Raw genomic sequence first — 22,484 nt, 5'->3', positions numbered from 1 at the left:
CCAGGCACGACCCCGGCCAACCCGAACCCCCCACCACGCACCCATCCCGACACGCCAACCGGCCGCCGGGCCGAACACCCACGCCCACACCCACCACAGGACCCTGTTGACACAAACCCTCATAGGCTGCTCAGGGAGCAGAGGGAAGGCATCGCTTGCACCCCACGCAGCAGGGTTTTGTGGTTCTTTCGGATCAGGGACCAGAGGCCGCCCAGGCCTCGATCATCGAACGAGCGATGGAGATCGATCCGGGGAGGCGCAGACGGTCGGCGTCGTCGGAACCCGGCGCCTCGGCGCGGGACCAGCCGTCGCCCCGGGCCAGCGCCGCCCGGACCTCGTCGCGGTGGAACCACTGCGCATCGCCGATCTCGCCGTCGAGGAACGCCAACTCGTCGGCCGGGTCGCCGAGTGCGGCGAATCCCAGCATCAGCGACCGCGGGAACGGCCACGGCTGACTGCCGAGGTAGCGCGGTTCCCGCACCACGATCCCGACCTCTTCGTACACCTCGCGCAGGACGCACTGTTCGAGCGACTCCCCCGGCTCGACGAAGCCGGCCAGCGTCGAATACCAACCCTGCGGCCACACCGACTGGCGGCCGAGCAGGATGCGATCGGCGCCGTCGTGGACGACGGTGATGATCGCCGGGTCGGTCCGCGGGAACTCGTCGCGGCCGGAATCCACACTGCGCCGGACCCAACCACCGCGGGCCGGCCGGGTGACGGAACCGTCGACCGGTGAATGACTCGCGGTCGCATGCCAGTTCAGGATTCCCAGGGCGGTCGCGAGGAGCCCCGCCTCGTCGGCGGACAGTCGCGTCGCACCGCGTCGGGCGTCATCGGTCGGTCCGTCGATGTGGTCCACCCGGCGCGTCCACAGGTCGGCTCCACCGGCGCCGCCCGACCCGTCGAAGCCGAGGATCACCGCATCCCCCGGCGGCGCCTCGGCCACGGTCGGAGCCGCAACCCAGTGCAGCGCACCGGAATCGGTGACCGGGTAGCGGCCGGCCGCGTCGATCAACAGCACCTTGGCCGTCGGCCAGCCGGCGGCCATCCGCTCGGCGTCGTCGCGGATCGCGTCCGCCCGGTCGAACACCGCCCGCGACAGCAGCGGCGGCTGGGGCATGTCGAAATGCACGGTGACACGGCCTTTCTCGATGACGGAACGATCAGTCGTCGTTGGGGTTGGTGCGGACGTACAGCAGCCGGTCACCGACTTCGATCTGTTCGACCTCGCTGTCGTCGACGCGGTGCAGCACACCGTTCCGCACAACACCCAGGACGATGTCGCGGGTGTGGGCGGGCGATCCGCCGGTCTCGGTCGGGTCGACCTCGCGCTCGGCGATGGCGTAGCCGGCATCCGGGGTCAGGAGGTCCTCGATCACCTCGACCACCGACGGGGTCATCGTCGCGATCCCGAGGAGGCGGCCGGCGGTCTCCGACGACACCACCACCGAGTTGGCGCCGGACTGGCGCATCAGGTGGGTGTTCTCCGACTCCCGGATCGACGCGACGATCTTCGCCCGCGGATTGAGTTCGCGGGCGGTGAGCGTGGCGAGGACCGCGGTGTCGTCGCGGCTGGTGGCGACGACGATGCTGGCGGCGTGCGCGACACCGGCGAGGCGGAGCACATCCGACTTGGTGGCGTCGCCGCGCACGGTGACCAGCCCGTCGGAGGCGGCCGCCTCGAGCACGGTGGCGTCCGCGTCGACGACGACGATCTCGGAGGGCTTGATGCCGTCGCCCCGCATGGCGTCCACCGCGGTGCGGCCCTTGGTGCCGTAGCCGATGACCACGGTGTGATTGCGCACGGTATTCCTCCAACGCTGGATCTTGAGCGCCTGGCGCGACCGTTCGGTGAGCACCTCGAGGGTGGTACCGATCAGCACGATCAGGAACAGCACGCGCAACGGCGTGATGATGACGAGGTTGATGAAACGGGCGAACGGGGTGATCGGTGTGATGTCGCCGTAGCCGGTCGTGGAGAGGGTCACCGCGGAGTAGTAGAGCGCGTCCAGGTACGACAGCTCGTTGTCCTGGGCATCGCGATAGCCGGCGCGATCCAGCCAGACCACGACCGAGGTGAACAGCAGCGCCAGGGTCGCCCAGAAGACGCGCCGACCGATCGCCCGGCTCGGGCTCTGCTGGAGTTCGGGGATGCGGACGACGCCGACCAGTGCGTGGTCGGGCCGGTTGGCCAGCTCGGTACCGCCGAAGCGTCGGCGCAGACGGTTAGCCACCGGCACGCACGCGCACGTCGAGTTCGCTCACACGCTGCAATGTAGCCCACCTCGGGGCATCACAAGGCATGTGGCGGGAGCTGTCCCGGGGCACCGGCGCGCTCAGCGGGCCAGCTTCGCGGCGAGGGTCGCCTCGTCGGGCAGGTCGTCGGCCTCCAGGGTGTGCCCGTCGCGCACATAGTGGAACGCGGCGCGGACCTTGGTCGGCTCCACCCCGGCCAGCTGCGCCCACGCCAGGCGGTACGCGGCGAGCTGGATGAAGAGTGATTCCCGGCGGGCGGGTTCGGGGATCACACCGGTCTTCCAGTCCACGACCGTCCACGAACCGTCCTTCTCGGCGAAGACCGCGTCGATCCGTCCGCGCACGACGATCCCGCCGATGACGGTCTCGAAGGGCACCTCCACCTCGGTCGGGCTGCGATTCGCCCAGGGCGAGGAGAGGAACGCGGCCCGCAGTTCCTCGAGATCGGCGTCGGGACTCGCCGTCGCGTCGGCGGCGCCGGGCAGTTCGTCGATGTCGAGGAGCCGTGTCGCCCCGAACCAGCGTTCCACCCAGGCGTGGAACGCGGTGCCGCGCCGGGCCATCGGGTTGGGCCGGAACGGGGTGGGCCGGCGGAGCCGACGAGCGAACTCGGCCTCGTCGGCGTCCAGTTCGACCAGCTGACTGACGGACAGATGGGTCGGCAACGACACCTCGACGAGCGCCTGGTTGGCCTGATGATGCTCGGCGAGCAGGGCCGACACCTCGGCCTCCCACGCCCCGATCTCGTCCGCGGGGTCGGCCGGTGGCGTTGCGGGGGTCTCGGCGTCGGCGGGGCCGGACTGGGCAGCAGGTGTGTCGAACAGCGCGGGCGCCGCGCGGCCGGCGATGGCGTCGGCGACCAGGTCGGCCGCCCGCTGTACCGAGTCGCGGCGGCCCGCGAGCGGATCACGCGGCCACGGCGCCGCGATCGCGCGTTCGGCCAACGGATTCGGGCTGTCCGGTTCGGGCGGTGGCGTCCGCACCGCGATCGACAGACCGGTCGAGTCGACGCTCGGGTCGGCGATCGCCTCATCGATGCCGGTCATCAACTCGTCGAAGAAATCCGAACCGCCGCGGGGTTTGTCGCCGGTCTCCGACCAGTGGTGCGCCGAGATCAGCAGGTCGTGCCGGGCGCGGGTGAGCGCCACATAGAGCAACCGGCGATCCTCCTCGAGTCGCCGTTCGCCGATCGCGGCCTTGTGGTCGGTCAGGGCGTCCTCGAGCTGCTTGCGGTCGGCCACGGTGTCGATCTTCAGGATCGGGAACCCCTCCGGCGCACCGTCGGCCGCCTCGGCCGGGATCGCCAGATCGCCGCGCAGGTCCGCCGGGAGTTCGCGCGCACTGCCCAACCATGTGGTGTCGGCCTTGGCGCTGGGGAAGATCCCCTTCGCCAGGTGCGGGATCGCGACGACATCCCATTCCAGGCCCTTGGCCGCATGCACGGTGAGGATCTGCACCCGCTGTTCGGCCACCTCGATGCGGCCCGGTTCGAGACCCTTCTCGATGGTCTCGGCAGCATCCAGGAAGGCGAGCAGTCCAGGCAGATTCGCTCCCGGACGATCAGCGTAATGACTGACGTAGTCGGCGAAGGCGTCGAGGTGTTCGCGTCCGGTGATCGCACCCCGCATGCGCCGCGCCCGGATCTGCGCCTCGACGCCGACCCCGATCGTGTTCTCCACGTCGGCGACGAGTTCGGGCAGCGGTTGTCCGATGCGCCGACGCAGTGACTCCAACTGCGCACCGAACGCCCGGATGCGGGCGTAACCCTCCGGGCTGTAGTCGGTGGGTTCGCCGGGGTCGACGACGGCGTCGGCGATGCCCGCCCGGTCGACGATCTCGGTGGGCAGCACCGCATCGAGTGCGGCGTCGAGCGCTTCCCTGCTGGTGACCACCCCGCCCGCCTCGGCGAAGCTCTCCGCCGCCAGGTTGGTGGCCCGACGCCAGAGCGCGGCGAGGTCCTTGGCGCCGAGCCGCCAGCGGGCCCCGGTGAGCAGACGCATGACCGCGGTCCCGGCCATCGGGTCGGCCATCACGCGCAGGGTCGCGACGATGTCCTCGATCTCCGGGACGTGCAGCAGCCCGCCGATGCCGACCACCTCGGTGGGGATGCCCCGACTCTCGAGCTCGGCGGCCAGCGGCGCCGAATCCTCGTTGCGGCGCACCAGGATCGCGGTGGTCGGCGGCGCGACGTCTGCGGCCTCGGCCGCCTGGTAGCGTTCCTCGATGGCGTCGGCGATCCAGTTCCGTTCGTCCAGAACCGTTTCGGTCAGGGCGATCGACGCCGTTCCGTCCGGGGCATCGGGACGCGGCCGGAGCACACTGACCGGGATACCGCGGCGTCGGAGCTCCGCGGAGATCTGATTCGCCAACCGCAAGCCCTGGGCCGAGTTGCGCCAGCTGGTGAGCAGTTCGAGGCGCCGGGCCGGGGTCCCGTCGGGTCGTGGGAAGTCGCGCGCGAACCGCGGCAGGTTGGCCGCCGAGGCGCCACGCCACCCGTAGATGGACTGGATGGGGTCGCCGACCGAGGTGACCGCGACCGGCGCGCGGCCGTGCCCGCCGAACAGGGTCGACAGCAACACCCGTTGCGAGTGGCCGGTGTCCTGGTACTCGTCGAGGAGAACCGCGCGGAAGGCGGTGCGCTCGGCGGTCACGACCTCGGAATTGGACACCACCAGCCGTGCCGCCAGCGACATCTGGCTGCCGAAGTCGAGCGCGGACTGGGCGCGCATCGTCTCGCCCAGCGCTATGACCATCGGGATCAGCTCGCGACGTTCGTCGATGACCTCCTGGACCTTCAGCAGCGCCTGGGTCGGTTTGTCACGCTGCTTGGGGCCCTTCGGGAGGGTGTCGACGAGTTCGTACAGCGTCGAACCCGCCTGCGCGAGGTCGGCGATGTCGACGAGGTGCTCGGACATCTCGCCGTACAGCTTGAGCACCGCCTCGGTGACACTCGCCGGCACCTTCTTGGTGTTCAGCTCGCCCGGCCACGCGGAGACGAGGGAGAACGCGAGCTGCCAGAGCTCGGTCTCGGTGAGCAGCGTCGACGACGGTTCCACCGGCAGCAGCAGCCCGTAGTCGGCGATCAACCGGCCGGCGTAGGCGTGATAGGTGCTCACCTCGGGGTCGGCGCCGCGCAGGCGGGCGGCCAACGCGCCGTCGGGATCCCAGTTCCGCAGCGCCGGCGACCCGGCAAGCATCGAGAGCCGACGCCGGATGCGGGCGCCGAGTTCGCTCGCGGCCTTGCGCGTGAAGGTGAGTCCGAGGATCTCGTCGGGGGCCACGAGCTGGTTGGCCACCAGCCACACCACGCGTGAGGCCATCGTCTCGGTCTTGCCGGCCCCGGCTCCGGCGACGACGAGCATCGGCTCCATGGGTGCCTCGATCACGGCCACCTGCTCGGGCGTGGGATCGGGCAGACCCAGCGCCGCGGCCAGCGACTTCGCCCCGACCATCGGCCGTTCGGTCCGATCCTGCAGGTCAGTCATCGGTGACCGCCTTCCCCGGGATCTGGGCCGGACAGCTGGTGGTGAGGTTGCAGTGCACACAGCCCGGGTTGGGCGTCGCGCTGTACGTCGGACCGATACTCGCCCGGGCCGCGCGACGCACCACCCCGATCCACTCGTCTAGCAACTCCGGCGTGAGCGGCGACTGAACACGCTCGGCCGCACCGGAATTGCGGTTCGCGGTCGACACGTAGACCAGTCGGGCGCCGCCCGGCGCGGCGTCGCCGAACTGGGGCACGCCGCCGTGCGCCAACGCCACCTGATAGGCCGCCATCTGCGCGTGCTCGTCGGCGTCGGCCTTGGTGATGGGGTTCTTCGAGGTCTTCACGTCGACGACGACCGGGCGGCCGGCGCCATCGGTCTCGAGGCGGTCGACACGCCCGCGCAGACGGACCGCGGGCTCGTCGGAATCCGGCCCCGACGCCGCGGGAATGGTTGCGTCGATCGGCAATTCGACGCCCACCTCCTCGAGATCGGCACGCGAGATGCGCAGCCACTCCCGGAAGTGCCCCAGCATGCCCTCGGCCCGTTCGAGTTCGCGAGCCGAGTACCAGCCCGCCCCGGTGTCGACCCGTTCCCAGATGCCGCGCAGCGCCGCCGTCACCTCAGCCGGGTCGAGCTGGCCTGCCACCGCCTGGACGAGCGTGTGCACGAGACTGCCGGTCAGCGCGGGGGTGCCGTCGCCGTCGCGGCCGCCGTTGCGTTCGAGCACCCACCGCAGCGAACAGCGGGTCAGTGCATCGACATTCGACGGTGAGAGCGTCAGCGCCCCCGACTCCGGCGTCCACAGCGGATCGTCGGTGCTGGGTGCGGCGAGCCCGAACCAGTCGCGCGGGTGCGCACCCGGGATGTCGGAGTCGGCGAGCTCGGCCAGCAGACGCGCCGCGGCCTTCGTCCGGGGTGCATCGGGTTCGTCGACGCCGGCGATCACCGCCGACCGAAGTGTCGCGACGAGGGACGGCAACGAGAGCACCCGGTCGACGCCTGGATCGAGCCGTACCTCGGCGCGGGCCGACTCGGCCGGATCGTCGTTGTCCCCCACCAGATCTGCGAGCTCGGTGATGAACCGCGACGGCGAGGCGTCCCCGCTGCCGTCCTCGACCGCGGTCACGAGCAGCCGGCTTCGCGCCCTGGTGCAGGCGACGAGGAAGAGCCGGCGCTCGTCGGCGAGTGCCGTCGCCCCACGGGCGACGGTGTCCACGGCGTCGGCGGCCATACCGTCGAGGAGGTCGACGAGTTGCCCGGTGGCGAGAACGCCACCCCGGCTGCGCAGCGACGGCCACAGTCCGTCCTGGACCCCGGCGACGGCGACGACCTCCCATTCCCGCCCCACCGCGGCGTGCGCGGACAGCACGGTCACCGACTCGGTTGCGGCGGTGGCTGTTCGGCTGTCGCGCGGGATCTGCAACTGGGACAGGTAGTGCACGAATCCGGCGGGCCCGGCCGCGGGCAGCGTGTCGGTGAAATCCGCGGCGGATTCGAACATCGCCATGACCGCGTCGAGGTCGCGGTCGGCCTGTTCACCGGCCGGGCCGCCGCGGACCGCCGATGCCGCCCACCGCCGCTCGAGTCCCGTGGCCTGCCACGCCGCCCACAGGGTCTCCTCGATCCCGCGGCGCGCGTCATGGACCCGCTGGGCCGCACCGACGACGTCCAGCACGCGGGCCAGCGGCGCCGCCTCGGTCTCGGTGAGCCGTCGGCGATAGCGCGCGCCGACCTCGGGGTCGAGGATGGCGCGGGTCAGCGACGTGAGCGAATCCGGTTGTCCTGCTGGGTCATCGGCATCGTCGAGACGCCGCACACCGCGTCGGAGACGGCGCATCGAGCCCGGGTCGGCCGCCCCGATCGGACCGGACAGCAACGTGAGCGTGTCCTCGGTGCTGAAGAGCTCGCTGGTGAACAGGTCGGTGGTCTCCGGGTCGGTGGTGTCGGGCAGGTCGGCATCTGCTCCCGCGGCCGCCCGCGCGGCGACGGCGCGCAGCACCAGCATCAGTCCGATGACGGCTCGTTGCCGATGCAGGGGCAGGTCGCTCGCGGGCGTCGTCAGGGGTACGCCCGCGGACCGGAAGGCGCGTCGGAGCGGCGGCAGGGCCAGTGACACCGACCGGACGACGACCGCCATCTGCGACCACGGGACCCCGTCGAACAGATGCGCACGCCGCAGGAGGTCGGCGATGGCGGTGGCCTCTTTCGCGGCAGACCCGTACACGCGCACCGCGGCCGCGCCTCCCCCATCGGCCGCGCCCGGGTCGGCGTCGGCCGAATCCGTCACCGGGTCGGGATACGGGTGCGGGCGAGCGCCGGGCAGCCGGGCGGCGATCGCGCGCCCGAGGCGGGACAGCTCGGGCCGGGCGCGGTGATCGTGTTCCAGCAGGATGTCGAGCGGGCTGCCCGGTTCGGCCAGCCCGTCCGCGAATCGCGGACTCGCACCCCGGAATCCGAACACGGACTGGTCGGTGTCGGCGGCGATGATCGTCGAGAGGGTTCCGGTGCCGACCAGCGTGATGAGCTGCGCCGCCTGCGGGTCGAGATGCTGCGCGTCATCGACCAGCAGATGCCGGATACGACGACGCTCGCCGCTCAGCAGGTCGGGATCGGTGGCGAAGGCCGACAGGGCCGACCCGATCAATTCGGCCGCGTCGACCGCGGGCGCCGAGGCCCCCGGGGTCTCGAGCCCGACCGCCCCGCGCAGCAGCATGTTCTGCTCGTACTGCGCGTAGGCCCGGGCGGCCGCGGCCCACTCCGGTCGTTTGTGCGTACGCCCCAGCGCGGCAAGCTCTTCCGGACCCACCCCGCGTTCGGCGGCGCGCATCATCAGGTCGCGCAACGCCTGGGCGAACCCGTCGGTGCCCAGCGCGGGCCGTAGGTGGGCAGGCCAGTACCCGGCGCCGTCCTCGATGTCACCGGCGAGCAGTTCACGCAGGACGACGTCCTGTTCGGACCCCGTGATGAGGCGCGGCGGCGGATTGTTGTGGGCCTGCGCCTGTAAGCGGAGGATCGCGAAGGCGTAGGAGTGCACGGTCCGCACCAGCGGCTCGCGCAGCGCACCGCCGAGCACCCGGCGACCGCTCGAGCCCGCGGACAGGACGCGCCGGGTGATCTCCTCCCGGAGCGCGACGGCGGCGCGTCGGCTCGACGCCAGGACGAGGACCGACTCCGGATCGGTGGCGGGGTCGAGCAGGCGGGCGACCGCGGCGTCGACGATCAGTGCGGTCTTCCCGCTCCCGGGGCCGCCGTGCACCCGCACCGGGCGCCACGCCTGCTCCTCGTCCGCCGGCCGACTCGTGGGCGGGTCGATCACCTGCGCCACGGACGGTGGCCAGTGCCGGGGCCGGTCCGTCGGGTCGGGGGCCGCGACGAGTCGCGCACGCAGCGCGCTCCGCGGGGTCTGGGCACCCGGTTTCCGACTCATGCATCCATCGAATCACGGCCCACCGACGGCCTCGTCGGCCGTGCCCGCGACCTGTGTCCCCGCGACCTGTGTCAGAGTCCGCCGCGCGGCGTACGGCAGGATGGACGGGTGACAGCTCTCAACACGCATGTCTTCGGCAGCGGTCCTGCGGTTCTCGCGATCCACGGACTCACCGGGCACGGCCGCCGCTGGGCAGCGCTGACCGATCACCTCCCCGGCGTGCGCCTCGTCGCGCCGGATCTGATCGGTCACGGCCGGTCTCCGTGGCGACCGCCATGGAGCATCGAGCACCAGGTGCGGGCGTTGTCCGCGGTGATCGACGAACACATCCCCGCCGATGAGCATCCGGTGGTCGTCGTGGGTCACTCGTTCGGTGGCGCGCTGGCGTTGCACCTGGCCAACCGCCGCCCGGATGCGGTGAAGGGGCTGGTGCTGCTCGACCCCGCGCAGGGCCTCGACCCCGAATTCGCGCTCGACGTGGCCACCGACAGTCTCGACAACTGGGACTACGCGGATGCCGACACCGCCCGCGCCGCGAAACGTGCGGAGGGCTGGGCCGCCGTTCCCGACCAGCTCATGGAGGCCGAACTCGCCGAACACCTCGTCCCCCGGCCGCGCGGCCGGGTCGGCTGGCGGGTGAGCGCACCCGCCGCAGCGGCGTCGTGGAGCGAGATGGCTAGGCCCGCAGTGCTTCCGCCGCCAGGTGTGCCCACCCACGTGGTGGTCGCCGACCAGGTCCAGCCCCCGTTCGTGCGGCCGGCCTTCCTCGATGCGTGCGCGAGCGAGCGCGGCGACGAGGTCACCGTCCACCATGCCGACTGCGGCCACATGGTGCCGTTCCTCGAGCCCGGGCTCGCGGCCGCGCTGGTCCGATCGCTGCTGTAGCGACGACATCTGTCGAGGCGACGATGGCAGCCATCACCGAGGAGCAGGTCGAACGGGTCCGTGCACTCGTGTCGGCCATTCCGGCCGGCCAGGTGAGCACCTACGGCGACCTGGCCGCCGCGGCCGGGTTGTCGAGCCCGCGGATCGTCGGCTGGATCATGCGGACCGATTCGGCCGACCTGCCCTGGCACCGTGTGGTGCCCGCCGGCGGCCGGCCGGCGCCGCATCTCGCGACTCGTCAGCTGGAACGGCTGCGGGCGGAGGGTGTTCCGGTCACCGACGGGCGAATCCGACTGCGCGAGTGCCGGTGGGACCCCGCCACGTGACCGACCCGCAAACCCACCTGTTCTCGGCATACCCACCCCCTTGGAGGGTGCTGAATATGCCGAAAAAGGGTGGGTTTGCGGGGCAGCTCAGACGTGGCGCGGGACCGGCACACGTCGGTACGGACTGATGGCCGCACGCATCCGCGTGACGATCAGGTCGACGATCCTGGGGTCCGGCCCCAGGGGTGCGGCGACCGCGTCCGCGCCGTAGGTGCTCAGGCGCTGATGGAACAGGCCCGGGGCGAGGAGGTGGCTGGCGATCACGACCCGCCGTCCCGTGCGCCGGGCCCGCTCGACCGCCTCGGGCACAGTGGGGGTCGCGGTCGTGATGAACCCGACCTCGACCCGTCCGCCGATCAGCGATTCCAGCTGCCGGGCGGCCAGATGAACCTGCCCGCAGGCACTCTCGTCCGATGACCCGGCGGCGGCGAGCACGACCGCGTCGCCCGGTTCCCAGCCCGCTTCGGCCAGCCGGAGTCGGGCGACCGAGGCGATGGCCGGATCGGGACCCAGCGCCCGGGTGACGACGGTGTCCGCCCGGCCGGCGGCCGCGACGTGTTCGGGCAGGTCCTTGCGGACGTGGTAGCCCGAGGCGAGGAACGCGGGCACCAGCACCGCCGGACGTTCCAGGTCGGCGATGACCTCGCTCGGCGTCGGTCCGAGGACGTCGACGAATGCGGTGCGGGTGAGCCCGATGCGGGCGCTGACGGCCTCGGCGATCTGGGCGATCACGTTGACCCCGTGCGGGTTGCGGGTCCCGTGCGCGACCAGGACGGGGCTGTACCCCTGCAACCGGTCACCGTGCGGAAGCCGTACATGGTTGTCGTGCATGTGTTCTCGCTTCCTTCTCACTCGTCTTCGGCGTCGTACTCGAGGTCGACCGCGAGCCGGTAACCACGCTTGACGACGGTCTGCACCATCTTCGAATCCCCGAGTGCGGCACGGAGTCGAGCAACGGCGACCTCGACCGCATGGGTGTCGGAGCTGTCACCGGGCAGACCGGCGAGCAACTCCTGCCGCGAGACCACGCGACCGGGGTTGCGGGCCAACAGTTTGAGCAGGAGCAGACTCGTCGCCGACATCTCACGGAGCTCACCGTCGACCACGACGGCCTGGCCGCGGATGGCGGTGTCGTGCCCGGCGACCCGCAGCAGGTGGCTCCGCCGCGGCAGTTCGTCGGTGATCAGGCGCGCGAGCGCGCCGAGACGGAACCGGCGCGGGTAGATCGTCGGGATCTGCAGCGCCTCCAGCGGACTGGCGGTCACCGAGCCCACGCACATGACCGGTACCGCGGTCCGCAGTGCGTGGATGAACTGCTGCAGCTTGCCGAGTTCTTTGGCACGGGTCAGGATCGACGCCGCCGCCGGGGCGCTGGTGAAGGTGATCGCGTCGAGATCGCCGCGGAGCACCGCGCCGATCATCTTGTCGATGCGCGCCACGTCGGGGTGCATATGCCAGCGGTACACCGGGATCGCAACCACCTCGGCACCGGCGGCGCGCAGCACCGTGCAGAAGTCCGGCAGCGGTTCCCACTCGCTGGTGGCACCGTGCAACTGCACCGCGATCCGGACGCCGTCGACGCCCTCTTCCAGCAGCCGGTCGAGGACCTCCGAGGAGGACTCGCTCTCCGGCGACCACTCCTCGCGCAGCCCCGCCGCCCGGATCGCGCCCTTGGCCTTCGGGCCGCGTGCGATCAGCCGGCTATCGGACAGCGCCCGTAGGACGGCCTCGGCGTTGCCCCACCCGTCGGCGGCCTCGACCCACCCGCGGAAGCCGATACCGGTCGTGGCGACCATCACCTCGGGCGGGTGGGCGATGAGTTCCTCGGTCACCCGCTCGAGTTCGGTGTCGTCGACCAGCGGCAGGATGCGGATGGTCGGGGCCTGCATCACCTCGGCACCGCGTCGTTCCAGCAGTACCGCGAACTCCTCGGCGCGACGCGCGGCGGTGATCCCGATCGTGAAACCGGCGAGCGGCAACGGGTCGGGGTCCGGTGAGGTTGCGCCGGCAGGGTCTGCACCGGCGGGGGTCATGGTGTTCACGCCGGGAAGAACACCTCGACGATGCGGTTGACCACCCGCACACCGTAGCTGGGGACCGACACCGTCTCGTCGTCCAGGCAGATCCCGGTGCGCAGCGCGAAGACCTGTTTACCCAGCGGCGAGGCGACGGTGGGTTCGCCCCCGCGGTCGCCGGTGAGTCCCCGGGAGAGGACCGCGGCGCGACCGAACGGATCGATGTTGCCGATCGCGTACAGGCGGGAGCGCCCGGGCGCCGCCTCGCGATCGGACTCGGCGGCGGGCAGACGGAACAGCGCGGCCTGCACACCCTCGGGACCCAGCACGGCGACGCCGCGACCGACGATCAGGTCGTCGATCGAACAAGCGCGCACCCAGCTCCCCTCACACGCCGTGGCGGCGCCGGTGGGTGTCGTCTCTGCGGACATGGTGTCGGCCTCCCCTGGCGCGATGGTCATGTGGGCACTCCTTCTCTCACCGGTCGCTCGCTCACTCCATCGGGGCCCGACGGAGCGGTCGCACCCGGACGGACCGCCGGCATGTCGAGCAGCACCGGCGCCTTGCGCTCGTACTCGGAGAACCGGATCGTCGGGTCGACGACATCGGGCGCATTCACGAACGAGACGAACCGCTTCAGCTTGTCCTCGTCCGCGAGCACCGCGGCCCACTCGTCCTGGTAACCGCCGACGTGGCGGGCCATCGCCTCCTCGAGTTCGGCGGCGAGCCCCAGGCTGTCCTCACACACCACGTCCTTCAGATGGTCGAGACCACCTTCGAGCGACTCCAGCCACGGCGCCGTGCGCTGCAGTCGATCGGCTGTTCGGATGTAGAACATGAGGTACCGATCAATGTAGGCGACGAGGGTCTCGTCATCCACTCCGCTGGCGAGCAGCACCGCATGCTTGGGGCTCTGGCCGCCGTTGCCGCCGACGTAGAGGTTCCAGCCGTGCTCGGTGGCGATGACACCGACGTCCTTGCCCCTCGCCTCGGCGCACTCGCGGGCACATCCCGACACCCCGAACTTGATCTTGTGGGGTGAGCGGAGTCCGCGGTACCGCTTCTCCAGGAGCACGGCCATGCCGACCGAGTCCTGCACGCCGTACCGGCACCACGTCGAACCGACGCAACTCTTCACCGTCCGCAGGCTCTTGCCGTACGCCTGCCCCGACTCCATCCCGGCGTCGACGAGGCGCCGCCAGATCTCGGGCAACTGGTCGACGCGCGCACCGAACAGGTCGATCCGCTGGCCGCCGGTGACCTTGGTGTACAGCCCGAAGTCGCGCGCGATCTCACCGATCACGATCAGCTGCTCGGGCGTGACCTCGCCACCGGGCATCCGCGGCACGACCGAGTACGAGCCGTTCTTCTGCATGTTCGCCAGGAAGTGGTCGTTGGTGTCCTGCAGCGCGGCCTGCTCGCCCTCGAGGATGTGGTCGCTGGAGGTCGACGCGAGGATCGACGCGACCGTCGGCTTGCAGATCTCGCAACCCTGCCCGGTGCCGTACCGGTCGACGAGTTCGGAGAACGTGCGGATTCCGGTCACCGCGACGATCTCGAACAGCTCGGCGCGCGACTGGGTGAAGTGGTCGCACAGCGACTTGCTCAGTTCGACCCCGGACGCGGCGAGCAGTTGCTTGATGCTGGGCAGGCAGCCACCGCAGGTGGTGCCGGCCGAGGTGCAGCCCTTGACCGCGGCGATGTCGCACGCACCGTCGGCGATCGCCGAGCAGATGGCACCCTTCGAGACGCCGTTGCACGAGCAGATCTCCGCGTCGTCGGGCAGTGCGTCCATACCCACCGCAGCACCGCCCTCGGGTGCGATGAGGGCAGCGGGGTCGCCCGGGATCTCCCGGCCGACCATCGGCTTGAGCATCGCGTAGGCCGATGCGTCGCCGACCAGGATTCCGCCGAGCAGCGTCTTCGCGTCGTCGCTGACGACGATCTTCGCGTACCGGCCGGCGACCGCGTCGTGGTAGGTGATCTCCAGCGCGTTCTCGGTGGTGCCGAACGCGTCGCCGAAGCTGGCCACGTCGACGCCGAGGAGCTTCAACTTCGTGGACAGGTCGGCACCGGGGAACTCCGACGTCCCGCCGAGCAGACGGTCGGCGACCACCTCGGCGGTCGAGTAACCGGGGGCGACGAGGCCGTAGCAGCGGCCTTCGACGGCGGCGACCTCGCCGATGGCGTAGACGTTCTCGTCGTCGGTTCCACAACCGGCGTCGACGAGCACGCCGCCGCGCTCGCCGACGGCCAGTCCCGCGTCCCGAGCGAGCTGATCGCGCGGTCGGACGCCGGCGGAGAACACCACGAGCGAGGCGTCGATCGTCGACTCGTCGGACAGCGTGACCCGCAGGCCGCCGTCCTCGGCGTCGGCGATCTCCGACGTCCCGACCCCGGTGTGGACCTCGAGTCCGAGCTCGGTCACCAGGTTCTTCAGGATCGCGCCGCCGCCCTCGTCGACCTGCATCGGCATCAGACGCGGGGCGAACTCCACCACGTGCGGGGTCATCCCCATGAGCTTGAGTGCGTTGGCGGCCTCGAGTCCGAGCAGGCCGCCACCGACGACCACACCCGTCGCACCCGGACCGGCGGCCTCGGCCGCGGCCCGGATGTCGTCGAGGTCGTCGAGGGTGCGGTAGACGAAGCACCGGTCGTTGTCGTGACCGGGGACCGGCGGGACGAAAGCGTAGGAACCGGTGGCCAGAACGACTGCGTCGTAGTCGATCTCGCGACCGCTCGAGGTGACGACCCGGCGGGCGTCTCGATCGATGCCGGTGACGGTCTCGCCCAGATGCGTGACGACCCGATCGTCCCCGGCGTACGTGTTCCCCTCGAGTGCGAGAGAATCCCGAAGCCAGGCACCGACATACGAGGACAGCCCCACCCGGTCGTAGGCCGGGTCGATCTCCTCGCTGACGATCTCGATACGCCACAGGTCGGTCGCGTCACGCTCGCGGAGCGCCTGGACGAAGCGGTGACCGACCATGCCATGGCCCACCACCACCACTGTCTTGGTTGTGCGCGTTGCGGTTTCGCTGTTCACTGCTCTTTGCTCCCTTGCCTCGCCGGTCCCGTGAGGATCAGGCCAGCGCTTCCTTGGTTGCCTGCTTGTCGGTGCCCTCGGCGGCAGCACCGGTCGATGCGGTCCCGTCGACAGTCGATGCCGGTTCGTCATGGGCACCGGTGATCGCGAGATCGGTGGTCTCCGCGATGACGATCGGGCGCCGGGCGTAGAACCACCAGGTCACGACCGCTGCCAGGACGTAGAAGAGCATGAACACCCAGAAGGCCATCGTCGCCGACTTGTTGGACTGGTAGCTGGCGCGCAGCACCAGGTTGATGCCCACACCGCCGAGACCGCCTGCGGCACCGGCGATCCCGATGAGCGCGCCGGACATGCTCCGCGACCACTTCGTCTTCCCGAGCGAATTCAGTCCGCTCCGCGCCTGCGCCTTGTGCTCCCAGATGGTCGGGATGATCTTGTAGACCGACCCGTTGGCCAGGCCCGAGAGCAGGAACAGCAGGATGAAGCCGATGATGAAGGCCGTCAACGTGGCGCCGGTGATCGTCTTGCCGTTGTTGTCGGCGATCGTGCCGGCGACCACGAGGATCGCCGCGGAGAAGACCATTGCGATGAAGGTGTACAGCGTCACCTTGCCACCGCCGACGCGATCGGCCAGTTTTCCGCCGTAGGGACGGATGACCGACCCCAGCAGCGGACCGATCCAGACGATCTGCGCTGCTGCCAGCGCCGGCTTCGCGACTCCGGCCTCGGTGAAACTGATGTTGAGGACCTGGCCGAACGCGAACCCGAAGCCGATGAAGGAACCGAACGTACCGATGTAGAGCAGGCAGATCAGCCACGTGTCGCGGTACTTCAGGCAGTCGAGCATCGCCCGGCCGCTGGCCGTCTGGTGGTCCAGGTTGTCCATGTAGAGGGCGGCACCGATACCGGCGACGGCCAGGGCGACCAGGTAGATGGCGCACACGATCTCGGGTTGGTCGGCGGCGAGCCAGATGACCAGCAGACCGATGACCTGCACGACCGGCACGCCGATGTTGCCGCCGCCGGCGTTGAGTCCGAGCGCCCAGCCCTTCAGCCGTTGCGGGTAGAACGCGTTGATGTTGGTCATCGACGACGCGAAGTTGCCGCCACCGAAACCGGTGATGGCCGCGACGGCGAGGAACCAGCCGAACCCGAACTCGCCCGGGTTCATCATCAGCATCATCGTCAGCCCGGTCGGGATGAGCAGCACGACGGCGGAGAAGATCGCCCAGTTGCGGCCGCCGAACTTGGCGGTGGCCTGCGTGTACGGGATACGCAGGCAAGAACCGACCAGCGTCGCGGTGGCGGCGATGACGAACTTCTGGTCCATGCTGATGCCGTACTCGGGGCCCATGAACAGGGCCATCACCGAGAACAGGGACCAGATCGAGAATCCGACATGCTCACAGATGACCGACCAGATCAGATTGCGCTTGGCGATCGCGGCATTGCCGTTGTCCCAGGCGACCCGGTCCTCCGGGTCCCAGTCGGTGATCGTGTGGTCCCGTGTCAGTTGTGCTCTGAGATCTGCGAATGCCAAGGCTCCGCCTCCGATGGTTGCTGGTCTACGTGGTGTCACTGCCGTGCACAGGGCTGCGTGCAGTGGTGGCTGTCGTGGAAGACGCCGACACCGGTGTCGTGCGACTCGAGACCAAGTGTGGAGGGGGCGTGTTGCGCGGATTTTCCGCGAGGTGACCGCATCGTCACGTTGTCCTCACTCCGTCACGCGGGCGTTGTGAGAACCCTGTCAGCGGTCAGTCAGGGCTGTGAGCTGCGGTTATACGAGTAAACGTACATGTTCGACGACTCGCTGCAACCCGGGCAGTGCGCCCGAGGTCGACCGCGGGTGCAGCGCGTGGACTGCCAACCGGAACATCGTCGCCCGCAGCATCATCTGCGGCCACTCGGGCTGATCCGACCATCGCTGGATGAGTTCGGTGTCGGCACCACCCCACGCCAGGGCGTCGACCACCGCGACCGCCGCCGCCCACGGGGCGGGCCGCCAATACGGGACGATGTCGGTGATCCCCGGGGCCGCGGCACCGGCGAACAGCACCGTGCCGAAGAGGTCACCGTGCACGACCTGAGACGGCAGATCCACCGGCTTACGAAGCTTCGCAAGGGTTTTCAGCATGTCGACGCTCTGCACACCGTCGGGTGCGGTCGGCTCGGCCATACCGGCGGCCCGGGCCGAGCGCAGCGGGACGTCCTCCCAGGCGGCACGATCGGCCGCGGTGAACACGTCGACGTCGGTGTGCGGCGGAGCAGGCGGCTGCAGCAGGAACCGGGGCCGTTCGAGCGAGGCGGTCGCCTCGTGCAGCCGGTCGGCGACCAGGACGACCTCGTCGTGCCGTGGTTCGGGCGTCCCGGCGATGTAGGTGTCGGCGCGCCAGCCCGACACCACGTACCGGCCGTCGGTGGCGCGGAACGGACGCGCGATGCGCATCCCCTCCACGAACAGGGATTCGCGCACCGACGCCGACCACGCGGCGCGCGCGTGGTCGGGGACCAGTGAGAGCACGACTTCGCCGACACGCCACCCGCCGACCCACGATTCCCCCATCGCGATGGGCGGGTGGGCGGTGAGCCCGAACGTGTTCAACACGTGTCCGGGCGGCTCGACGGTGTTCACGTCGGCCAGATTACCGAGCGCGGTAGTCCGTTTCGGGAAGGCACGCGGCAACCACCCGCACCGACGTGCGGATCGATGACCGGGCTCAGTAGACCGGCAACGTCTTGTCGACCTGGTTCGCCCACGCGGTCACGCCGCCCTGCAGGTGCGTGGCGTCGGCGAAACCGGCTCGCTTCAGCGCAGCGAGCGCCTCGGCGGACCGGATGCCGGTCTTGCAGTAGAGCACGGTGGGCCGGTCCTGCGGCACCTTGGCGAGACCCTCGCCGGAGAGGATGTCGCCCTTCGGGATGAGGGTCGCGCCGTCGATGCGGACGATGTCCCATTCGACGGGCTCCCGGACGTCGATGATCGCCAGCTTCTCGCCCGCGTCGATCTTCTGCTTGAGTTCGACGGCGGTCAGCGTCGACCCCGCGGCGGCGTCGGACGCCTCCGAGGAGACGACACCGCAGAAGTCGTCGTAGTCGATGAGGCCGGCGATCCGCTCACCCTCCGGATCCTTGCGGATCTTGATGGTCCGGTAGGTCATGTCGAGGGCGTCGTACACCATGAGACGACCGAGGAGGGGCTCGCCGATCCCACAGATCAGCTTGATGGCCTCGGTGCCCATGATCGATCCGATCGAGGCGCAGAGGATGCCGAGTACACCGCCTTCGGCGCAGGACGGCACCATCCCGGGCGGCGGTGCCTGCGGGTAGAGGTCGCGGTAGTTGAGCCCGCGGCCGTCGGGGGCGTCCTCCCAGAAGACCGAGGCCTGACCCTCGAAACGGTAGATCGACCCCCACACGTAGGGCTTGTGCGCGAGGACCGCGGCGTCGTTGACCAGGTACCGGGTCGCGAAGTTGTCGGTGCCGTCGAGGATGAGGTCGTACTGCGAGAACAGTTCGATCGCACCCTCGGGCTCGAGCCGCTGGTCATGCAGGTTGACGGTGACGAAGGGGTTGATCTCCAGGATGGAGTCCCGCGCGCTCTCGGCCTTGGGCCGGCCTATGTCGGACTGGCCGTGGATGACCTGGCGCTGCAGGTTGGATTCGTCGACGATGTCGAACTCGACGATGCCGATCGTCCCGACCCCCGCCGCAGCGAGGTACAGCAGCGTCGGCGAACCCAGTCCGCCGGCGCCGATCACCAGCACCTTGGCGTTCTTCAGACGCTTCTGACCGTCCATCCCCACGTCCGGGATGATCAGGTGACGGCTGTAGCGGGCCACCTCTTCGTTGCTCAGTTCCGCGGCCGGTTCCACCAGCGGCGGCAGCGACCCTGTGGGCGACCCTTGCGATGACACGAACGCCTCCATTGTTCGGGCTGACTACGTACCCCCGGCACAACGGATGAGTCCGCGGCGGCATTCCCGGTCAGCGGGTGGGGAACGGCCAGGGATTGGGACGGCACACGAAGGTCCGGTTGGCCTTCATCTGCGGGTCCAGAGCCATGATCTCGGAGTTCGCGACGCCGAAGGACTGCTGCATCATGATCGGCGCGAGCGCGCCGTCCTCGCGGCACGCCTCGTGCGCCTCGTAGCCGATGCCGTGACCGACCTCGTGGTTGATGAGGTACTGCCGGTAGGCGACGTCGTCACCCTGATAGGACAGCGCACCGCGCACCCATCGGGCTTCGTTCAGCGTTACCCGCGCCTGCGGCGGGTAATAGCACGAGGTCTCCAGGCGGATCTGGTAGCCGCACAACTCGCGGGTGGTGCCGGTCGAGGTGAGCGAGATGCGGAGGTCGGGTTCGCCGCGGTCGACACGGCGGAAGGACACGCGGCCGTCGCCGATCCAGCTGCGCGGGTTGGCGAGCGTCGTGTCCACCATCTTCGCGAAGGTCGGGTCACCGCCGTAGTCCTGCGGGTTGAGGCCGTTCTCCACCTCCACCGTGTAGGTGTACACCTGCCCGCCGGTGCCGACGGGCGGACCGCCGCCGCGCAGGACCCGGAACGTCTTGCGGGCCCGGTCGGTGAACGGGCCGCCCTGGGGCAGCGTCCCGGCGGGCAGCGCGGCCGCCTGGATGTCGCCGGTGGGGGCACCGATCGGGCGGGTCTCCTTGCTGATGTCGGTGTTGCGCGCCGCGGAGTCGGGGCTGGCGGCCGCCGCCGGCTCGAGCGCATCGGTCCGGCCGTCCCGGATGGTGACGACGATCAGCGCGATCGTCAGGATCGTGAGCACCGGGATCGCATAGGCACGCCACCCATAGGTCGAGACGAACCGCCCGAGCGCCGACTGCTTCTTGTATTCCGGCTGGGCATCGCGGTCGACGCGGGGACGTCCGCTGTCGTCGGTCGGGTCCCAGCGCGCTCGTAGCGGCTGGTCCGGTCTGGGGCGTCCCGACGATCTCGGGCCGACATCCTTGGCACGCACCCGGCCACGCTCGGACCCGGGGCCACCGTCCTCTGTGCGGCTCACCGGTCAACTTTCTCACAGCAGACCACCGATACTGCGCAGGAAGCTCCGCCGAGTACTCTCTTGGGCATGTCGACCGCAACCAACGCGTCCGCCGTGCCCGGCCGCAGCACTCGCCTGCCGCGCAGCGCACGACGTATGCAGTTGCTCGACGCGGCCAGTGAGATCTTCGTCGAACGCGGCTACCACGCGGCCGGCATGGATGAGATCGCGGTGCACGCGGGAGTGAGCAAACCCGTTCTGTATCAACACTTCCCGTCGAAGCTCGACCTCTACATCGCGGTCGTGGACAGCCACGCCGAGAAGCTGGTCAGCGACGTCAACACCGCCCTGCGGACGACCACCGACAACCGCAAGCGCGTCCGTGCCGCGGTCCAGGCCTTCTTCGACTTCATCGATCAGGACAACTCGGGCTACCGGTTGATCTTCTCCTCCGACGCCTCCGATCCCGCCGTCATCCGCCGGGTGGAGGGCGCGACCGAGGCGTGCGTCGACGCCGTGTACGGCTTGGTCATGCACGATTCCGGTCTCGATCCGTACCGTTCGCGGATGCTCGCGTCGGGGCTCGTCGGTGCCAGCCAGGTCAACGCCCGCTACTGGCTCGAGGCCAAGCGCCCGGTCGACAAGCAGACCGCCGTGGACACCACGGTCGCCCTCCTCTGGGGCGGGTTGTCGCACTTCCCGCGACAGACGGCGTCGGCTGACGCGCAGCCGGTTGTCGAGCCGAGTGTGGCCGACGCGCAGCCGGATGCGACCGGCGCCGGGAGCGAAGCGAGCGGGCCGACTGTCAACGGCACTGCCTGAACCACTTGCGACACGAGAAGGGGCCTGCACGCCATCCGGCGTACAGGCCCCTTCTCGTCGATCTGGTTGCGCGGCCGGTCAGGAACCGAATCCGACGCGGCGGTTCTCCGACGCGCCCACCTCGACATAGGCGATCTTGGTGACCGGGATCAGGTAGCGGGCGCCCTTGTCGTCCACGAGGGACAACAGCTGCTGCTTGCCACCCAGTGCCGCCTCGACCTCGGCGAAGGCCTTGTCGCTGGTCAGGGTCGACGCGATGGTCAGCTCCCGCGGGCTGTCGGTGATGCCGATCTTCACTTCCACGGCCATGTGCCGCCCTCCTCGGTGTCTGTCAACGCTTGCCGCACAAGGCTAGTGCAGCCGGGGTGCGGCGGGACAGCCACTCCGCTCAGAGCGAAACACCGTCGGCCTACTCCGCCGTGGTCAGGTCCGGCTCAGGCTAGGCCGAGGTCGGCCATCCGCTCGGCGTGTTTGCCGGCGACGACGTCGAAGAACCCGGCGACGCCGGTCAGCGAACTGGCCCCGGCGAAGAGCAGATCGGTGACCTCTTCCTCGGCGGCGAGAACCCACTGCGCATGGGTGATGGCCTCGCCGAGCAGCCGGCGGCCCCACAACACCAGGGCCGATTTGATCGACGGGTCGGCCTCGACGGCCGCCCGGACCTGTTCACGGGCGAACTGGGAGTTGGCGGTTTCCGACATCACCTCGGCCATCACGGCCTGCGAGTCCGGCGGCAGCATGTCGGAGAGCTCGGCGTAGAAGTCGGCCGCGAGTCCGTCGCCGACATACGCCTTGACCAGCGCCTCGTACCAGGTCTTCGGCGTCGTCGCGCGGTGATACTGATCGAACACCGAACGGTAGCGCTCGACGGCTTCCGCGGCGCCGAGGCCGGTCATCGCCTCCACCCGCTCGGCGAGCCGGTCGAAGTGGCCGACCTCGGAGGCCGCCATCCGGGCGATCGCGATGCGGCTGGGCACATCCGGCGCCATCGCCGACTCCTCGATGAGCCGGTGGAACGCGGCGAATTCGCCGGCGAGCAGCACGGCGAACAGCTTCCCGATCGCCGAATCCCGCATCTCGGCCGACGCCACCGAGGTGGACGTCGCAGGTGACGGGGTCGACTCGGACGGGTCGGATGCAGGCGCCATGAGGTGATGGTAGCGGGCCGCCGCGGGGCACCAAGTACACTCGACGGCGGTGCACTCC

Annotated in this window: 17 protein-coding genes; 3 read left to right on the top strand and 14 right to left on the bottom strand. The window is 70.1% G+C overall.

Annotated features, from left to right (window positions below; translation table 11 throughout):
• Positions 1-193 precede the first annotated feature (193 nt).
• From nudC to FFS52_RS17435, 4 genes are all read right to left on the bottom strand, one after another.
• The gene (gene nudC / locus FFS52_RS17450; RefSeq protein ID WP_137810425.1) at positions 194-1,135 is read right to left on the bottom strand and encodes an NAD(+) diphosphatase; all 942 of its coding nucleotides are present in this window, start codon (positions 1,133-1,135) and stop codon (positions 194-196) included.
• Positions 1,136-1,166: 31 nt separating this feature from the next.
• Complete coding sequence (locus FFS52_RS17445; RefSeq protein ID WP_058252009.1) at positions 1,167-2,237, bottom strand: potassium channel family protein; 1,071 nt, start codon at positions 2,235-2,237, stop codon at positions 1,167-1,169.
• 102 nt (positions 2,238-2,339) lie between these two features.
• Complete coding sequence (locus FFS52_RS17440) at positions 2,340-5,744, bottom strand: UvrD-helicase domain-containing protein (RefSeq protein WP_137810424.1); 3,405 nt, start codon at positions 5,742-5,744, stop codon at positions 2,340-2,342.
• A complete protein-coding gene (locus FFS52_RS17435; protein WP_137810423.1) occupies positions 5,737-9,174 on the bottom strand; it encodes an ATP-dependent DNA helicase in 3,438 nt (1,145 codons plus the stop codon). The genes FFS52_RS17440 and FFS52_RS17435 overlap by 8 nt, the downstream gene beginning before the upstream one ends.
• Positions 9,175-9,282: 108 nt before the next feature.
• Between FFS52_RS17435 and FFS52_RS17430 the strand changes: the two genes are divergently transcribed.
• Together FFS52_RS17430 and FFS52_RS17425 are read left to right on the top strand one after the other, a co-directional pair.
• Positions 9,283-10,059 (top strand): alpha/beta fold hydrolase, encoded by a 777-nt coding sequence (locus tag FFS52_RS17430; protein WP_137810422.1) that lies wholly within the window; start codon positions 9,283-9,285, stop codon positions 10,057-10,059.
• Positions 10,060-10,082: 23 nt separating this feature from the next.
• Positions 10,083-10,385 carry an MGMT family protein gene (locus FFS52_RS17425; protein ID WP_137810421.1) on the top strand — a complete coding sequence of 101 codons (303 nt, stop codon included), beginning with the start codon at positions 10,083-10,085 and terminating at the stop codon, positions 10,383-10,385.
• 87 nt (positions 10,386-10,472) lie between these two features.
• On the opposite strand, the gene FFS52_RS17420 is transcribed toward FFS52_RS17425, so the two are convergent.
• The 8 genes from FFS52_RS17420 to FFS52_RS17385 all read right to left on the bottom strand — a co-directional run bounded on the left by FFS52_RS17420 (position 10,473) and on the right by FFS52_RS17385 (position 20,477).
• Entirely contained in the window at positions 10,473-11,216 is a 744-nt protein-coding gene (locus tag FFS52_RS17420; RefSeq protein ID WP_137810420.1) for a sirohydrochlorin chelatase, read from the bottom strand.
• Between the two features lie 17 nt (positions 11,217-11,233).
• Positions 11,234-12,418: a uroporphyrinogen-III synthase gene (locus tag FFS52_RS17415; protein WP_055475606.1), complete on the bottom strand. Its 1,185-nt coding sequence runs from the start codon at positions 12,416-12,418 to the stop codon at positions 11,234-11,236.
• Positions 12,419-12,423: 5 nt separating this feature from the next.
• On the bottom strand, positions 12,424-12,831 hold the full coding sequence (nirD, locus tag FFS52_RS17410) for a nitrite reductase small subunit NirD (protein ID WP_171011665.1): 408 nt from the start codon (positions 12,829-12,831) through the stop codon (positions 12,424-12,426).
• 26 nt (positions 12,832-12,857) lie between these two features.
• Entirely contained in the window at positions 12,858-15,446 is a 2,589-nt protein-coding gene (nirB, locus tag FFS52_RS17405) for a nitrite reductase large subunit NirB (protein WP_078113368.1), read from the bottom strand.
• A gap of 37 nt (positions 15,447-15,483) precedes the next feature.
• Positions 15,484-16,989 (bottom strand): nitrate/nitrite transporter, encoded by a 1,506-nt coding sequence (locus tag FFS52_RS17400; RefSeq protein WP_078113367.1) that lies wholly within the window; start codon positions 16,987-16,989, stop codon positions 15,484-15,486.
• A 237-nt stretch (positions 16,990-17,226) separates the two neighbouring features.
• On the bottom strand, positions 17,227-18,081 hold the full coding sequence (locus FFS52_RS17395; protein ID WP_055475607.1) for a TIGR02569 family protein: 855 nt from the start codon (positions 18,079-18,081) through the stop codon (positions 17,227-17,229).
• Positions 18,082-18,166: 85 nt separating this feature from the next.
• Positions 18,167-19,375 carry an adenylyltransferase/sulfurtransferase MoeZ gene (moeZ, locus tag FFS52_RS17390; protein ID WP_055475546.1) on the bottom strand — a complete coding sequence of 403 codons (1,209 nt, stop codon included), beginning with the start codon at positions 19,373-19,375 and terminating at the stop codon, positions 18,167-18,169.
• A 58-nt stretch (positions 19,376-19,433) separates the two neighbouring features.
• Complete coding sequence (locus FFS52_RS17385) at positions 19,434-20,477, bottom strand: DUF3152 domain-containing protein (protein WP_055475547.1); 1,044 nt, start codon at positions 20,475-20,477, stop codon at positions 19,434-19,436.
• Between the two features lie 66 nt (positions 20,478-20,543).
• Between FFS52_RS17385 and FFS52_RS17380 the strand changes: the two genes are divergently transcribed.
• Positions 20,544-21,278 (top strand): TetR/AcrR family transcriptional regulator, encoded by a 735-nt coding sequence (locus tag FFS52_RS17380; RefSeq protein WP_058251898.1) that lies wholly within the window; start codon positions 20,544-20,546, stop codon positions 21,276-21,278.
• Between the two features lie 78 nt (positions 21,279-21,356).
• Here the strand turns inward: FFS52_RS17380 and FFS52_RS17375 are convergent, their stop codons facing one another.
• Both FFS52_RS17375 and FFS52_RS17370 read right to left on the bottom strand, forming a co-directional pair.
• On the bottom strand, positions 21,357-21,587 hold the full coding sequence (locus FFS52_RS17375) for a DUF3107 domain-containing protein (RefSeq protein WP_004023442.1): 231 nt from the start codon (positions 21,585-21,587) through the stop codon (positions 21,357-21,359).
• A gap of 125 nt (positions 21,588-21,712) precedes the next feature.
• Complete coding sequence (locus tag FFS52_RS17370; protein WP_078113366.1) at positions 21,713-22,426, bottom strand: ferritin-like fold-containing protein; 714 nt, start codon at positions 22,424-22,426, stop codon at positions 21,713-21,715.
• Positions 22,427-22,484 lie beyond the last annotated feature (58 nt).

The organism is Gordonia sp. ALPHA1B1 (assembly GCF_005502615.1).
Lineage (GTDB): Bacteria > Actinomycetota > Actinomycetes > Mycobacteriales > Mycobacteriaceae > Gordonia > Gordonia hongkongensis.
Note: the sequence above shows the minus strand (reverse complement) of the source record. Positions and strands in the feature narration are given on the sequence as shown.

Bases quoted from the DNA above. Each gene is read 5' to 3' on its own strand.
- FFS52_RS17440 (WP_137810424.1), bottom strand. From the start codon at position 5,744: ATGACTGACCTGCAGGATCGGACCGAACGGCCGATGGTCGGGGCGAAG.
- FFS52_RS17435 (WP_137810423.1), bottom strand. From the start codon at position 9,174: ATGAGTCGGAAACCGGGTGCCCAGACCCCGCGGAGCGCGCTGCGTGCG.
- FFS52_RS17425 (WP_137810421.1), top strand. From the start codon at position 10,083: ATGGCAGCCATCACCGAGGAGCAGGTCGAACGGGTCCGTGCACTCGTG.
- FFS52_RS17420 (WP_137810420.1), bottom strand. From the start codon at position 11,216: ATGCACGACAACCATGTACGGCTTCCGCACGGTGACCGGTTGCAGGGG.
- FFS52_RS17415 (WP_055475606.1), bottom strand. From the start codon at position 12,418: ATGACCCCCGCCGGTGCAGACCCTGCCGGCGCAACCTCACCGGACCCC.
- nirD (WP_171011665.1), bottom strand. From the start codon at position 12,831: ATGTCCGCAGAGACGACACCCACCGGCGCCGCCACGGCGTGTGAGGGG.
- moeZ (WP_055475546.1), bottom strand. From the start codon at position 19,375: ATGGAGGCGTTCGTGTCATCGCAAGGGTCGCCCACAGGGTCGCTGCCG.
- FFS52_RS17380 (WP_058251898.1), top strand. From the start codon at position 20,544: ATGTCGACCGCAACCAACGCGTCCGCCGTGCCCGGCCGCAGCACTCGC.
- FFS52_RS17375 (WP_004023442.1), bottom strand. From the start codon at position 21,587: ATGGCCGTGGAAGTGAAGATCGGCATCACCGACAGCCCGCGGGAGCTG.
- FFS52_RS17370 (WP_078113366.1), bottom strand. From the start codon at position 22,426: ATGGCGCCTGCATCCGACCCGTCCGAGTCGACCCCGTCACCTGCGACG.